This window comes from Methylobacillus sp. MM3 (genome assembly GCF_001645185.1).
Taxonomy (GTDB): Bacteria; Pseudomonadota; Gammaproteobacteria; order Burkholderiales; family Methylophilaceae; genus MM2.
Genome location: NZ_LXTQ01000020.1, coordinates 73,393 through 87,015 on the forward strand (window position 1 = coordinate 73,393; position 13,623 = coordinate 87,015).

Genomic DNA, 13,623 nt, shown 5'->3' on the forward strand with positions numbered 1-13,623 from the left:
CTTTACACTCTGACTATCTGTGGATAGTTTGTTGGCCAATTTTCCGTTTTCTGGAAAAACCAAGTTATCCATCTATTCGCCCACAGCTATGAGGCACTTTATCCTCAATCCCTGATTACCTGCACCAGAAAGGCCAGATCATGCGCCAATCCTGGATCACTCTGCCGTAACTTGGCGATTTCATCGCAGGCATGGATCACCGTGGTGTGGTGACGGCCCCCGAAAGCTTCGCCGATTTCCGGAAAACTGCGGTCGGTCAATTCCCGCGCCATTGCCATGGCAACCTGGCGTGGGCGTGCGACGTTACGCGAACGTTTCTTGGAATACATTTCGGCGACTTTGATCTTGTAATAGTCGGCCACCGTCTTCTGGATGTTTTCTATCGTGACCTGACGGCCGCGTACCGCGATCAGATCCTTGAGAGCTTCCTTGGCCAATGGGACGTCGATGCTATGACCGGTAAACCGGGCCATGGCGACAATGCGGTTCAGCGCGCCTTCCAATTCGCGCACGCTGGAACGGATCTGCTTGGCGATAAAGAAAGCAACATCCTCATGCAGCACCACGCGTTGCGCTTCGGCCTTCTTGAGCAGGATGGCGACGCGCATTTCCAGCTCCGGCGGCTCGACGGCGACCGTCAGGCCCCAGCTGAAGCGCGTGCGCAGACGCTCGTCCATATCCGCGATTTCCTTGGGATAGGTGTCGCAGCTGATGACGATCTGCTTCTTGGATTCGATCAGCGTATTGAACGCGTAGAAGAATTCTTCCTGGGTACGGCTTTTTTTCGCGAAAAACTGGATATCGTCGATCAGTAACAGGTCGAGCGAATGGTAAATACGCTTGAATTCGTCGAACGCGCGGTTTTCGTAAGCTTTCACCACGTCGGTTACATAGCGCTCGGCATGCAGGTAACGAATCTTTGCATCCGGCTTGTGCGCACGCAGGTGGTTGCCAATCGCCTGGATCAAATGGGTTTTGCCCAACCCTACTCCGCCGTAAACAAATAATGGGTTGTAACCGGCGCCGGGATTCTCGGCCACCTGCAATGCCGCAGCACGTGCCAGTTGATTGGCCTTGCCGGTGACGAAATTATCAAAGTTGAATGCCGGATTGAGGCCGGAAATATCCAGCGGAGCCTTGGGCTTGGCAGCCTTGGGTTCCGTTTTTTCCACTGGGGCCGGTTTGGCTTTGAATGTTGATTCCGAGGGAGCTGCGGAGCCGCTTTCAGCGAGCACGAGCTCTATGATCGGCGTACGCTCGAAAAGCTCCTGGCCAATTTGCTCGATCTTGGCAAGAAAACGATCCTTGACCCATTGCTGCACAAAACGATTGGGAGCGAACAGGCGCAGACCGTCATCGATAACCTCACACTGCAAGGGTTTGATCCAGGTGTTGAATTGTTGCGAGGACAGTTCTTGTTGGAAGCGCCCAAGACAAGTGGACCAGAAGTTTTCCATCGATGCCTGAATGACTCCAGTGTAGTATACGTTTTTGATGGTCGCCAGTTCGTGCGCACCGCGGAGGTGATCAAACTTGGTCGCCGGGAGCAATGGATTCTAGCCTGTTTGCCACAACTTATCCACAAGCAGCGGAACAAATTAAAAGTTGACAGAACAAGGTAAAGCGGGGTTTAATTACGCCCTTTTTACCGTATACACCAAAGCTATCGGAGATTCACATGAAACGCACTTATCAACCTTCCAAGGTTCGCCGCGCTCGTACGCATGGTTTCCTGGTGCGCATGAAGACCCGTGGCGGTCGCGCCGTGATTGCTGCGCGCCGTGCCAAGGGGCGCGCCCGTCTCGCAGTTTAAATGCGTGACTGATTTCGGTTTTACCAGCCGATTAAAAATCAAGAAAACGGATGATTTTTCATCCGTTTTTAATTTCCGCAAGCGTATTTCAGGACAGTTCCTGGTCATACATTACATGCCGAATACGCTGGAACATGCTCGTGTGGGTTTGATCGTCGGGAAAAAAACGGCGCGTCGAGCCGTGGATCGCAATTACATGAAGCGCGTCCTCCGCGAATTGTTTCGGCACGAGCAGAATGCTCTCGGTGGCGTCGATATTCTTGTTCGGCCGCAAAAGCTGTATACACATGAGAATTTCGCCCAGATTAAGGCGGAATTTGTTCAGTTGATCAACAAGTTGTGCGAACGAACCAACAGCAAGAAAACATAACATGGCGCGGTTCCTGATCTGGTTGATTCATGGTTACCAATACCTGCTGAGCCCTATGCTCGGCAGCAACTGCCGCTTCGTTCCTTCCTGTTCCGATTATTCCTGCCAGGCCTTGCAGACATATGGCGTCTTGCGCGGTACCTGGCTTTCATTCCGTCGCCTGCTACGTTGCCATCCCTGGCATGCAGGCGGTCACGACCCATTGCCTTAGTCTTTCGAAGAGTTTTCCATGGACCCTAAGCGTTTAATCCTGTTCGTTATTTTCTCCTTCTCGATCCTGATGTTGTGGGAAGCCTGGCAACGCGACCATACGCCACAGCCGGTGCCGCAATCGCAACAGGCGCAATTACCGCAAAGCGCAGCCGATCCAGCTGTGCCCCAGCCTGCATCCGGTACGCCAGCCGCAGTGCAGGAAACCGGATTTTCCTTGCCAAAAGGGCAGCGTATTCGAGTGAAGACAGATCTGATTCAGGCTGAAATCGATACTACTGGCGCCGATTTACGTCGCCTCGAATTGCTGAAGCATCGCGACAGTGATGATGTCAAAAAGAATTTCGTGCTATTGGACGACAGCAAGCTGCCGACGGTTTATGTGGCTCAATCCGGCTTGATCGGTAACGGGCTGCCGTCGCACATATCGGTATTCACCGCATCGGCGAATGATTTTGCGCTGCAGCCTGGCCAGGACAAGCTGGAAGTCCGATTGAGCTGGACGGATGCGCAAGGCGTGCAGGCCGACAAGATTTATACTTTTCATCGTGGCAGCTATGCAGTCGATCTGCGCTATGAAATCCACAATGGTGGCGCTACCGCGCTGACGCCGTCGGTGTATTACCAGATCGTGCACGACAGCGAATCCGCCAAGGGTTCGATGATGATGCCGACCTTTACTGGAGCGGCTTATTACACGGATGCAGACAAATTCAAGAAGGTCAGTTTCGACGACATGAAGAAGAACAATCTGTCGAAGAGCGCTGGTGATGGCTGGATTGCGTTGGTGCAGCACTATTTCGTTGGTGCGTGGATACCGAAGGAAGGCGTCGCGCGTGAGTACTACACCAAGCACTTGTCCGATACCATTTATTCCATGGGTTCGGTGAGCAGTCTCGGCTCTGTTGCCCCGGGTGCCCAGGTTACGACGGATGCGCGCTTCTTTGCCGGCCCGCAAGAGCAGAAACATCTCAAGGCGGTGGCTCCAGGCCTCGAATACGTGGTCGATTACGGTTGGCTGACCGTCATTGCCTCTCCACTGTTCTGGGTGTTGTCCATGATCCAGAAGCTGGTACAAAACTGGGGTGTGGCCATTATCCTGCTGACTGTACTGATCAAGCTGGCCTTCTATCCGCTATCCGCGAAGAGTTATAAGTCGATGGCCCAGATGCGCGAATTGGCGCCTCGCCTGCAACGCCTGAAAGAGCAATTCGGCGATGATCGCCAGAAGATGCATCAGGCAATGATGGAGCTGTACAAGACCGAGAAGATCAACCCGATGGGTGGTTGTTTGCCTATTCTGGTTCAGATTCCGGTATTCATTTCGCTGTACTGGGTGCTGCTGGGCAGCGTTGAGATGCGTCACGCACCGTTTGCGCTGTGGATACATGACCTGTCGGCGGTCGATCCCTACTATGTCCTGCCCATTCTGATGGGCATCACGATGATCATTCAGACCCGCTTGAATCCGACTCCTCCGGATCCGATTCAGGCCAAGGTCATGACGATCATGCCGGTGGTATTCAGCGTGTTCTTCTTCTTCTTCCCGGCAGGCCTGGTGCTGTACTGGCTGGTCAACAACGTGCTGTCGATTGCCCAGCAGTGGAACATCAACCGGACCATTGGCCAGGCGACGGCAACCAAGAAGAAGGCACGCTAAAGCGTTGCGTGATGGTGGCAGGCGGGTGCGATGAAAGTCTCACAGCATGACACCATTGCGGCCATCGCCACTGCGCCCGGCAGTGGCGGCATAGGCGTAGTCCGGGTCTCAGGCCCCGCCAGCCAGGCAATTGCCATCGGCGTTCTGGGGCACTGCCCTCCTCCGCGCCATGCCGCTTATTTGGCTTTCAAGGATGCCGACGGTGCGTTGATCGACCGCGGCATCGCCATCTATTACGCTGCTCCTCATTCTTATACCGGCGAGGAAGTACTTGAGTTACAGGCCCACGGCGGGCCGGCGCTGATGCAGCTCCTATTGCAGCGCTGTTTGTCGCTTGGTGCCCGGCAGGCCGAGCCGGGTGAGTTCACTCGACGGGCTTACCTCAACGACAAGCTCGATCTTGCTCAGGCTGAAGCCGTTGCCGATGTTATCAGCGCGGCGACAGCCGAGGCGGCGCGCAGCGCCGTGCGTTCGCTGGCAGGCGAGTTCTCGCAGCGCATCCACGCATTGCGCGACCGTTTGATCGATTTGCGCATGTTCGTGGAAGCTTGCCTGGACTTTCCTGAAGAGGACATCGATTTCATCACCCAAGGTGGCGTGTCAGGAAAACTGGCGTCTATCGTCACCGAACTGGAATCTGTTTTTGTCGGCGCCAGACAGGGCAATCTGCTGCGTGAAGGAATACAGGTTGTCCTGGTTGGTCAGCCGAATGTAGGAAAATCCAGCCTGATGAATCAACTTGCCGGTGAAGAGGTTGCAATCGTCACCTCCGTTGCAGGAACGACACGCGATACCATCCGGAGTGCAATCCAGATAAATGGCGTGCCTTTGCATATCATCGACACTGCGGGATTGCGCGAAACATCGGATGAAGTGGAAAAACATGGAATCGCCCGAACATGGCGAGCTCTAGAAAACGCGCACGCCGCGTTATTGTTGGTTGATGTAACTCATGGTATTACCGAAACAGAAAAATCGATTCTGGCGCAATTGCGCGCGGATTTGCCGAAGTTGTGGATACACAACAAAATTGACCTGACCCAGGAGCGTGCTTCCTGCATTGAACGCGAAGGCGAGAAGCACATTTACCTTTCGGCCCGTACGGGAGAAGGAATGGAGCTGCTTCGTCAGGAGCTGCTAAGCATTGCAGGATGGCAGCCTGGCGGCGAAGGTGTTTTCATGGCGCGGGCTCGGCATCTTGAGGCATTACAAGCCGTGGCCGGAAATCTGGAGCGTGCAGCTGTCCTGCTGGGTCAACCCGAACTGTTGGCAGAAGAGTTGCGGCTTGCACAGGAGTCGCTCAATACCATTACCGGCGAATTTACTTCAGATGATTTGCTGGGCGAGATTTTCAGCCGGTTCTGCATCGGCAAATAAACCCGGGAGTTCCGACGCTACTTTTTCTTGTAGCCGGTGATCATCGCGCGAATCAGGTTTTCCTTATGGACCAGGCTTTCGAAGAGAACGCCGCTGACATGCATCGACACCAACCCTACCCACGCCCACGAAAAATCATGATGGATTTCAGCTAGAGGCAAGGAGAAGGAAGGTACCCAGCCGTCGTTGTATACCCAAATACCGGAGCCAATGGATAAAAGTCCGTCCAGCAATATCAGGTAGATGACGAGTGAACCGGCCGGATTGTGGCCGATGAACCTTTTGGATTTGCCGGTGAAAATCTGCCAGACATAGCGCAAACCTTGCAGCGGCCGGAAGGGAAATGTCGAGAAGTTGGCGTAACTCTTGGCCCTGAAACCCCAGAAAATGCGGGCCAGTAACAGAACCCCTGCTACGTAGCCCGCTTGGGCATGGACATCACGATCCCAGATGGAGTCATGTGTCCAGTATGCAACGACAAATGTAACTACCAGTAACCAATGGGATGCCCTTACGAAGACATCCCATACATACTGCATCGATTACTTGACCGTCAGCATGTAGGCAATGTAGTTGCCTTTTTCCTGGGCGGTACAGTCGCGACCGATAATTTCCAGGCAGTGCTTTTCAAAGTTCTTTTCAACCTTGGCAACGTCGGAGAAGCGTTCCGGATTGGCGGATGGTGCCAGCGGCTTGATCGGCTTCTTGGTTACGATGTGTTTGCCGGGGTTGGCGGGATTGGAGGTGTGGCAGGATGCGCAAGCGATTTGCTTGCCGCGGATTGTCAGTTCGCGATTGAAGAAAGCCTTGCCGGCTTCAGCGGAAAGACCTTTGGACTCGGGGTCGATATTTTTTGCGATGGACGCATATTTGTCGGCGAGCTTCTGTGCGCTGGCAGGGTCTGCCATCACGGAAAAGCTGGCAAGACCGAGTGCGACGAGAAGTGCAAGACTGGTGTTACGCATGCTAATGCTCCTATGGTTTAGTTAAGACAACAATAGTTTGGATTAAGACTAGGGTAATTGTAGCACGGCCATCAATGGTGCTTAAAAGGGGCCATGAAAATATAATGAACGTCTGGTTGAATAGCGCTTGAGCTTCCTGAATAGGCCATTTGGAATAGTCTGATCAGCGCCGGAAAAGCGGGTATGGATTCTTGCAGACATTCAATGATTACTTCCGTTGCCTGGTTTTATCCTTGATTGGGAAGTCCAAAGGAAACCAACGTTTCACGTGAAACATCATGCTTTTCGCATGACGGAGAGGCCGTTTTTGCAGTACCATACGCATCCCGGAGCGGTAGGATTCCACTATGCAATTCCCTGAAAAATTTGATGTAATCGTTATCGGTGGCGGTCATGCCGGTACCGAGGCGGCCTTGGCTGCGGCTCGCATGGGTCGTCGCACATTGCTGCTTACGCATAACATCGAAACTTTGGGGCAGATGTCCTGCAATCCGTCCATTGGCGGTATCGGCAAGGGGCACCTGGTCAAGGAGGTGGATGCGCTGGGTGGCGCCATGGCGGCCGCTACCGATGAAGGCGGCATCCAGTTCCGCATCCTGAATTCCAGCAAAGGCCCCGCCGTCCGTGCGACGCGTGCTCAAGCCGACCGCATCCTGTACAAGGCCGCCATACGCCGTCGGCTGGAAAATCAGCCCAATTTATGGCTTTTCCAGCAAGCCGTCGACGACATCGTTCTCGAAGGCGATCGCGTGGCAGGCGTGGTGACGCAGTTGGGTCTGCGCTTCGAGTCGCGGTCCGTGGTGCTTACGGCCGGCACGTTTTTGGCCGGCCTGGTCCACGTCGGCCTGGCCAATTATCAGGCAGGCCGTGCAGGCGATCCCCCTGCTGTTTCTCTGGCGCATCGTTTGCGCGAAATCGGCTTGCCTGCGGGCCGCCTCAAGACCGGCACTCCGCCGCGTATCGATGGCCGCACGGTAGATTTTTCCGTGATGGAAGTCCAGCCGGGCGACGATCCGGTTCCCGTGTTTTCATTCCTCGGTTCGGTCGATCAGCATCCGCAGCAGATGCCGTGCTGGATTACGCATACCAACGAGCGTACACATGAAATCATTCGGTCCGGCCTCGATCGATCGCCGATGTATACCGGCGTGATCGAGGGTGTGGGACCGCGCTACTGCCCTTCCGTCGAAGACAAGATCATGCGCTTTGCCGGCAAGGATTCGCACCAGATCTTCCTGGAACCCGAAGGGCTGAATACTCACGAAATCTATCCGAACGGAATTTCCACCAGTTTGCCGTTCGATGTGCAGTACGCCTTGGTGCGTTCGATCAAGGGCATGGAAAATGCGCACATCCTGCGGCCCGGCTATGCCATCGAGTACGATTACTATGATCCGCGCGGCCTCAAGGATTCACTGGAAACCAAGGCTGTAAAGGGACTGTTTTTTGCCGGTCAGATCAATGGAACAACGGGCTATGAAGAAGCTGCAGCGCAAGGCCTGCTTGCCGGCATCAATGCCGGACGCTATTCGGCCGATCAGGAAAGCTGGTGCCCCAGCCGCGATCAAGCCTACCTTGGCGTGCTTGTGGACGATTTGATCACGCGCGGCGTCAGCGAGCCATATCGCATGTTTACCAGCCGCGCCGAATACCGTTTGATGCTGCGCGAAGACAACGCCGACCTGCGGCTGACCGAAGCAGGTCGAAAACTTGGTGTGGTCGACGATGTGCGCTGGGAGGCCTTCTCCCGCAAGCAGGAAGCAATCGCTCGCGAAGAGGAGCGATTGAAGCGCACATGGGTAAATCCGAAGACACTACCTGAAACGGAAGCGGTTCGCGTGCTGGGCAAGCCGATCGAGCGTGAATATGCGCTGTTCGAGCTAATGCGCCGCCCGGACGTAAGCTACGAAGCACTCCTCTCCCTGCCCGATGCCGGGCCTGGCGAAACCGACCCGCAAGTGCGCCAGCAACTGGAAATTGCCGCCAAATATCAGGGCTATATCGACCGTCAGTCCGAGGAGATCGAACGCAGCCGCCACAATGAAGAATTGGCGCTGCCGGAGGATCTGGACTACCGCGATGTGCGCGGTCTTTCCATCGAAGCGCAGCAAAAGTTGAACAAGCAGCGGCCGCAAACGTTGGGTCAGGCCGGGCGCATTTCAGGAATTACGCCGGCCGCAATTTCGCTGCTGCTGGTCTACCTCAAGAAAAAATACAATGCGCGTGCCGTCGATGGCGCCGGGGAGAATGCTGCGTGAGTTTGCAGGATAAGCTGTCGCAAGGGCTGGTTGAGCTGGGAATTGATCTCGATGCCGCGACGCAGCTGAAGTTGCTGGATTATCTGGCCTTGCTGGAAAAATGGAACAAGGTGCATAACCTGACGGCGGTGCGGGATCCCAATGACATGGTCACGCTGCATCTGCTGGATAGCTTGTCTGTTTTGCCGCATATCGAAAGTGGACGCTTGCTGGATGTCGGTAGCGGCGCCGGACTTCCAGGAATTCCGCTGGCAATCGTGTGGCCCGACCTGCAGGTCACGGTGATGGATTCCAATCACAAGAAAGCCAGCTTCATGCGTCAAGCGAAGGCGGCGCTCGCTATCGCGAATCTGGAGGTGGTCTGCGGACGTGTTGAGGATTTCCATCCCGAGCACAAGTTCGACATGATCATTTCACGTGCCTTCTCCGATATCGCCGAATTCATGCGCCTGACGGCCCACTTGTGCGTCAATGGCGGCGTGTGGCTAGCGATGAAGGGCGTTTATCCCTATGACGAGCTGGCCCAGATCAAGGGGCCGATATCGGAAGTCATTCCCCTGAATGTCCCGGGACTGGAAGCGCAACGCCACCTCGTATTCCTGAAAGCAGCCTGATGCGTATCCTTGCAATCACCAATCAAAAAGGCGGTGTCGGCAAAACCACCACCTGCGTTAATCTGGCGGCCAGCCTTGCCGCGACCAAGCGGCGTGTCCTGCTGATCGATCTCGATCCTCAAGGCAACGCGACCACAGGCAGCGGGGTCGAGAAATCAGGGCTGAAGCATACGATTTATCATGTGCTGATCGGCGATAAATCCATCGCCGAGGTGCGCGTCACTGCCGATAGCGGTTTCGACGTGGTGCCGGCCAATCGCGAACTTGCGGGCGCCGAAGTGGAGCTGGTGAACGAGCTGGCGCGCGAAACGCGGCTGAAAGTGGCGCTGTCGGAACTGGGCGCGGACTACGATTACATTCTCATCGACTGCCCCCCTGCCCTCAATCTGGTCACCGTCAACGCCCTGACGGCGGCACATGCGGTAATGATTCCGATGCAGTGCGAGTATTACGCGCTGGAAGGTTTATCCGATCTGGTCAACACCATCAAGAAGGTACGCGCCTACCTCAATCCGGGCTTGGAGATAGAAGGCCTGCTGCGCACCTTGTTCGATCCGCGCAACATGCTGGCACAGCAGGTATCGGCGCAGCTCACCCAGCATTTCGGCGACAAGGTGTATCGCACCGTCATTCCGCGCAATGTGCGTCTCGCCGAAGCGCCAAGCTACGGCCAGCCGGCATTGGCATATGATCGGGCATCAAAGGGGGCACAGGCTTATCTGGCATTGGCAGGTGAAATTATCAATCGAAGCAGTACAGCAACCGTCGGAGCGGCAAATGGTTAAATCCAAAGGTTTGGGGCGCGGTCTCGACGCGTTATTGGGCGGTAATCTCGAGAACGTGTCGGCGACCGATACCTTGCGCGTATTGCGCGTCGGTCAGCTGCAGCCCGGCAAATATCAACCGCGCACGCACATGGATCACGATTCATTGGTGCAGCTCGCGGATTCTATCCGCGCGCAAGGCATCATGCAGCCTATCCTGGTGCGCCCGATCGCCCCGGAACTGTACGAAATCATCGCCGGCGAACGCCGCTGGCGCGCCGCGCAAATGGCCGGACTGCAAGAAGTGCAAGTCCTGGTGCGCGAACTGGCGGACGAAACCGCGCTGGCGATGTCGCTCATCGAAAACATCCAGCGCGAAAATCTTAATCCGCTGGAAGAAGCCAATGGCATTCAGCGCCTGCTGGACGAATTCGGGCTGACGCATCAGGCGGCAGCTGAAGCCATCGGACGCTCGCGTACGGCGGTGACCAATCTGCTGCGCTTGCGTTCGCTGATTGGCCGCGTACAGGACATGCTGATGGCGGGGGAGATCGATATGGGACATGCGCGTGCCCTGCTCTCGCTGGATGGAGCGAAGCAGATTGCTGCGGCAGAGCAGATCGCCAGCAAAAAACTCTCGGTGCGCGAAGCGGAGCGCCTGGTGCAGCGCATCATGCAGCCACGCAAGCAGGCAGAGCCGCGAACAACCCGCGATCTGCAAAATCTGCAGGAAAGCCTTTCCGAACAATTGGGCACTAATGTAGCCATCCGCCAAGGCGCGCGAGGCAAAGGAAAGCTGACCATCGATTACAGCAGCATGGATGAACTGGAAGGTATTCTCGCCCGCATGGGAATGCGCGTGGAAGCGATCTGATCGCTTCCCGTCGTGCAAGTTTTTCTTGACTTGCACACGGCAAAAACCGACAATCGCGGGCTTTGGTTGTGCATTGATTTATTAAGAAGTGCTCCGCGGGAGCATTTTTTACATGCGCGCAGCTTGGACGATTAAATGGTGAAACGATTGGGTCTCTGGCAGGTGAATGCGGTCCTGCTGGTCAGCCTTGTGGCGTATTGGCTGGCAGGTGCGCATGGCGCACTGTCGGCGCTTGCGGGAGGTTTCGCGGTCTGGGTTGGCAGTCAGTTGGGTGCGCTCAGCATGCGTCCGGCCAAGAGTCTTGAGGGCGGGGCAGGCACGGCACTGGTGCTACTGCTGAGAGCAGAAGCGATCAAGATCATAGTCATCGCCGTGCTGCTGCTGCTGATTTTCAAGTTGTATGCATCGAACCTGGTACCGGCTGCGCTGATCGCCGGCCTCGCCGTGGCAGCCCTGCTGTCCGGCATCGGCATCATGCGAGTAAACGAAAAAGAGTAAGGATTGGGGTTTAACGAATGGCAAGCGAACAGATGACACCTTCAAGCTATATCGAACATCACCTTGGCTTCAATGCCAAGCCGGTGGGGGATGGCAGTTTCTGGGTTCTGCACATGGACACGCTGGTCATGTCCGCAATTCTGGGTGTCGTGATTTTCGGTTTCCTCTGGTGGGTGGTGCGCGGCGCTACCGCCGGCGTTCCAGGCAAGCGTCAGGCCTTCGTCGAACTGCTGATGGAGTTCATCGACAATCAGGTCAAGAGCATTTTTCACGGCAACCGCCATGCATTCATCGCGCCCGCTGCCCTGACGGTCTTCGTCTGGGTGCTGTTCATGAACGCGATGGACTTCCTGCCCGTCGATATCATGGGCAAGTTCTATCACAACGTGCTGGGTCTCGATCACTGGCGCAGCGTACCCACTTCCGACGTTAACGCCACCTTTGCGTTGGCACTGTCGGTATGGGTGTTGATGATTTTCTTCAGCATCAAGGTCAAGGGCCTAGGTGGCTGGATTCATGAACTGTTCTGTTCCCCGTTCGGCAGCAATCCGCTGGTATGGCCGGCCAACTTCCTGTTCAACCTGATCGAATACGTATCCAAGCCTTTATCGCACTCGCTGCGTCTGTTCGGCAACATGTATGCCGGCGAAATCATCTTCCTGCTGCTCGGCATGTGGGCTGCCACAGGCATTGCCGGCACCATCTTCGGTGCATTGCTAAGCGCCGGCTGGGCTATCTTCCACATCCTGATCGTGGTGCTGCAGGCATTCATTTTCATGATGTTGACGGTCGTGTACATCGCAATGGCCCACGAAAGCCATTAACCCGATTTTTTTGTTTGATTTAACTCTCCCTACTTGAAAGGAAATACGATGGAAAACATGCAACTTCTGGCGATGATCCAAGCTTACACCGGGATCGGTATCGGCCTGATCATTGGTCTGGGTGCCGCCGGCGCCTGTATCGGCATCGGCATCATGTGCGCCAGCTTCCTGGAAGGCGCTGCCCGTCAGCCGGAAATGATTCCTTCCCTGCAAGCCAAGGTATTCCTGCTGCTGGGTCTGATCGACGCTTCCTTCATTATCGGTGTTGGTCTGGCAATGATGTTTGCCTTCGCTAATCCGCTGTTGGGCGTTGTTGCACAGTAATCGCGCTTTCGTGCTAATTGCTAGCCGCTAGGAGTTTCAAATGAATATCAACCTGACCTTATTGGCGCAAGCAGTGTCTTTCGCCATTCTGATCTGGTTCACGGTGAAGTTTGTGTGGCCGCCGCTGCTCAATGCCGTGGAAACGCGCCAGAAACAGATAGCTGACGGCCTGGCGGCCGGCGAGCGCGGCAGGCACGAACTGGAGCTCGCATCCAAGCGCGCATCCCAGGACCTGCATACCGCAAAGGAAAAGGCATCCGCCATCATTGCGCAAGCTGAAAAGCGTGCTGCCGAAATCATCGAAGAAGCCAAGAACAACGCCAAGGTCGAGGGTGAGCGCATCCTGACCGGCGCCAAGGCTGAAATCGACCAGGAAGTGAACCGTGCCAAGGAAGGTCTGCGTCAGCAAGTGTCGCAACTGGCCATTGCCGGTGCGGAAAAGATCCTGCGTCGTGAAATCGATGCGAAGGCGCATAGCGATATGCTCGCCGCGATTGCCAACGAACTGTAGGACAGAGGCAGACCCATATCATGGCTGAAGCGGTCACTATTGCAAGACCTTATGCCGTGGCGGTGTTCCGCCTGGCTAAGGAAAAGAATGCGCTGGCGAAATGGTCGGAAATGCTGGCCATGGCCAGCGCTGTCATTGCCGATCCGCAAATGCAGACGGTTATCGACGATCCGAAGTTCATCTCTGCAGATATCGAGCGTCTGCTGCTGGCCGTGTGCGGCGACAAGCTGGACGAATCGGGCATCAACCTGATCAAGCTGCTGGTGGAATACGACCGGGTTGCATTGCTGCCGGAAATCGCCAGCAACTATGAAGAGCTCAAGGCACAGGACGAAGGCTCGCTGGATGCGGAAATTACCGCCGCCACCGCCCTCACCGACGCTCAGGTAAAGACATTGATCGACCACTTGCAGACGAAGTTCGGCAAGAAAGTCGAGGCAAGCGTTAAAGTGGACCCGGAAATTATTGGCGGGATCAAAATTGTTGTCGGCGATACGGTCATCGACGCTTCAGTCCGTGGCCGCTTGCAAGAGCTGGCCTACACGCTGAAAGGTTAGGAGA

At 55.5% G+C, this 13,623-nt stretch carries 17 protein-coding genes; 14 read left to right on the forward strand and 3 right to left on the reverse strand.

Translation table 11 applies throughout. The annotated features are described in order from the left end of the window. Window positions 1-104: 104 nt before the first annotated feature. A complete protein-coding gene (gene dnaA, locus A7976_RS07145; RefSeq protein WP_067110199.1) occupies window positions 105-1,457 on the reverse strand; it encodes a chromosomal replication initiator protein DnaA in 1,353 nt (450 codons plus the stop codon). 221 nt (window positions 1,458-1,678) lie between these two features. Here dnaA and rpmH point away from each other — a divergent pair, with 221 nt between their 5' ends. From rpmH to mnmE, 5 genes are read left to right on the forward strand one after another with little or no spacing between them, the layout of a single operon-like run. Further along, window positions 1,679-1,813, forward strand: coding sequence for a 50S ribosomal protein L34 (gene rpmH, locus A7976_RS07150; RefSeq protein ID WP_045751845.1), 135 nt, complete (start codon window positions 1,679-1,681; stop codon window positions 1,811-1,813). A 4-nt stretch (window positions 1,814-1,817) separates the two neighbouring features. Further along, window positions 1,818-2,183, forward strand: a complete 366-nt coding sequence (gene rnpA, locus A7976_RS07155; protein WP_067109390.1) for a ribonuclease P protein component — start codon at window positions 1,818-1,820, stop codon at window positions 2,181-2,183. 1 nt (window position 2,184) lies between these two features. Beyond that, complete coding sequence (yidD, locus tag A7976_RS07160) at window positions 2,185-2,394, forward strand: membrane protein insertion efficiency factor YidD (protein WP_067109393.1); 210 nt, start codon at window positions 2,185-2,187, stop codon at window positions 2,392-2,394. A gap of 18 nt (window positions 2,395-2,412) precedes the next feature. Beyond that, window positions 2,413-4,053: a membrane protein insertase YidC gene (gene yidC, locus A7976_RS07165; RefSeq protein WP_067109396.1), complete on the forward strand. Its 1,641-nt coding sequence runs from the start codon at window positions 2,413-2,415 to the stop codon at window positions 4,051-4,053. Between the two features lie 30 nt (window positions 4,054-4,083). Further along, window positions 4,084-5,430, forward strand: a complete 1,347-nt coding sequence (gene mnmE / locus A7976_RS07170; RefSeq protein ID WP_067109398.1) for a tRNA uridine-5-carboxymethylaminomethyl(34) synthesis GTPase MnmE — start codon at window positions 4,084-4,086, stop codon at window positions 5,428-5,430. Window positions 5,431-5,447: 17 nt separating this feature from the next. On the opposite strand, the gene A7976_RS07175 is transcribed toward mnmE, so the two are convergent. Next, window positions 5,448-5,969, reverse strand: coding sequence for a cytochrome b/b6 domain-containing protein (locus tag A7976_RS07175; protein WP_067109401.1), 522 nt, complete (start codon window positions 5,967-5,969; stop codon window positions 5,448-5,450). Between the two features lie 3 nt (window positions 5,970-5,972). Next, the gene (locus A7976_RS07180; RefSeq protein WP_067109402.1) at window positions 5,973-6,395 is read right to left on the reverse strand and encodes a DUF1924 domain-containing protein; all 423 of its coding nucleotides are present in this window, start codon (window positions 6,393-6,395) and stop codon (window positions 5,973-5,975) included. A 347-nt stretch (window positions 6,396-6,742) separates the two neighbouring features. Here A7976_RS07180 and mnmG point away from each other — a divergent pair, with 347 nt between their 5' ends. From mnmG to A7976_RS07225, 9 genes are all read left to right on the forward strand, one after another. Then, window positions 6,743-8,653, forward strand: coding sequence for a tRNA uridine-5-carboxymethylaminomethyl(34) synthesis enzyme MnmG (gene mnmG, locus A7976_RS07185; RefSeq protein ID WP_067109404.1), 1,911 nt, complete (start codon window positions 6,743-6,745; stop codon window positions 8,651-8,653). Beyond that, on the forward strand, window positions 8,650-9,267 hold the full coding sequence (gene rsmG, locus A7976_RS07190; RefSeq protein WP_067109406.1) for a 16S rRNA (guanine(527)-N(7))-methyltransferase RsmG: 618 nt from the start codon (window positions 8,650-8,652) through the stop codon (window positions 9,265-9,267). The genes mnmG and rsmG overlap by 4 nt, the downstream gene beginning before the upstream one ends. Further along, on the forward strand, window positions 9,267-10,052 hold the full coding sequence (locus A7976_RS07195; RefSeq protein ID WP_067109408.1) for a ParA family protein: 786 nt from the start codon (window positions 9,267-9,269) through the stop codon (window positions 10,050-10,052). Before rsmG ends, A7976_RS07195 begins: the two co-directional genes overlap by 1 nt. Next, window positions 10,045-10,905, forward strand: coding sequence for a ParB/RepB/Spo0J family partition protein (locus A7976_RS07200; RefSeq protein WP_067109410.1), 861 nt, complete (start codon window positions 10,045-10,047; stop codon window positions 10,903-10,905). Before A7976_RS07195 ends, A7976_RS07200 begins: the two co-directional genes overlap by 8 nt. A gap of 135 nt (window positions 10,906-11,040) precedes the next feature. Next, on the forward strand, window positions 11,041-11,403 hold the full coding sequence (locus A7976_RS07205) for an ATP synthase subunit I (RefSeq protein ID WP_067109413.1): 363 nt from the start codon (window positions 11,041-11,043) through the stop codon (window positions 11,401-11,403). Between the two features lie 17 nt (window positions 11,404-11,420). Then, window positions 11,421-12,227: a F0F1 ATP synthase subunit A gene (gene atpB / locus A7976_RS07210; RefSeq protein WP_067109416.1), complete on the forward strand. Its 807-nt coding sequence runs from the start codon at window positions 11,421-11,423 to the stop codon at window positions 12,225-12,227. Between the two features lie 48 nt (window positions 12,228-12,275). Continuing rightward, the gene (atpE, locus tag A7976_RS07215; protein ID WP_067109419.1) at window positions 12,276-12,551 is read left to right on the forward strand and encodes a F0F1 ATP synthase subunit C; all 276 of its coding nucleotides are present in this window, start codon (window positions 12,276-12,278) and stop codon (window positions 12,549-12,551) included. A 40-nt stretch (window positions 12,552-12,591) separates the two neighbouring features. Then, a complete protein-coding gene (locus A7976_RS07220) occupies window positions 12,592-13,062 on the forward strand; it encodes a F0F1 ATP synthase subunit B (RefSeq protein WP_067109422.1) in 471 nt (156 codons plus the stop codon). A 20-nt stretch (window positions 13,063-13,082) separates the two neighbouring features. Next, a complete protein-coding gene (locus A7976_RS07225; RefSeq protein ID WP_067109425.1) occupies window positions 13,083-13,619 on the forward strand; it encodes a F0F1 ATP synthase subunit delta in 537 nt (178 codons plus the stop codon). The last annotated feature ends 4 nt before the right edge of the window (window positions 13,620-13,623 follow it).

Coding starts and splice junctions, on each gene's coding strand:
- A7976_RS07180 (WP_067109402.1), bottom strand. CDS start 6,395: ATGCGTAACACCAGTCTTGCACTTCTCGTCGCACTCGGTCTTGCCAGC.
- dnaA (WP_067110199.1), bottom strand. CDS start 1,457: ATGGAAAACTTCTGGTCCACTTGTCTTGGGCGCTTCCAACAAGAACTG.
- A7976_RS07225 (WP_067109425.1), top strand. CDS start 13,083: ATGGCTGAAGCGGTCACTATTGCAAGACCTTATGCCGTGGCGGTGTTC.
- A7976_RS07205 (WP_067109413.1), top strand. CDS start 11,041: ATGGTGAAACGATTGGGTCTCTGGCAGGTGAATGCGGTCCTGCTGGTC.
- A7976_RS07175 (WP_067109401.1), bottom strand. CDS start 5,969: ATGCAGTATGTATGGGATGTCTTCGTAAGGGCATCCCATTGGTTACTG.
- A7976_RS07195 (WP_067109408.1), top strand. CDS start 9,267: ATGCGTATCCTTGCAATCACCAATCAAAAAGGCGGTGTCGGCAAAACC.
- mnmG (WP_067109404.1), top strand. CDS start 6,743: ATGCAATTCCCTGAAAAATTTGATGTAATCGTTATCGGTGGCGGTCAT.
- A7976_RS07220 (WP_067109422.1), top strand. CDS start 12,592: ATGAATATCAACCTGACCTTATTGGCGCAAGCAGTGTCTTTCGCCATT.
- mnmE (WP_067109398.1), top strand. CDS start 4,084: ATGAAAGTCTCACAGCATGACACCATTGCGGCCATCGCCACTGCGCCC.
- A7976_RS07200 (WP_067109410.1), top strand. CDS start 10,045: ATGGTTAAATCCAAAGGTTTGGGGCGCGGTCTCGACGCGTTATTGGGC.
- atpE (WP_067109419.1), top strand. CDS start 12,276: ATGGAAAACATGCAACTTCTGGCGATGATCCAAGCTTACACCGGGATC.
- rpmH (WP_045751845.1), top strand. CDS start 1,679: ATGAAACGCACTTATCAACCTTCCAAGGTTCGCCGCGCTCGTACGCAT.
- yidC (WP_067109396.1), top strand. CDS start 2,413: ATGGACCCTAAGCGTTTAATCCTGTTCGTTATTTTCTCCTTCTCGATC.
- yidD (WP_067109393.1), top strand. CDS start 2,185: ATGGCGCGGTTCCTGATCTGGTTGATTCATGGTTACCAATACCTGCTG.
- atpB (WP_067109416.1), top strand. CDS start 11,421: ATGGCAAGCGAACAGATGACACCTTCAAGCTATATCGAACATCACCTT.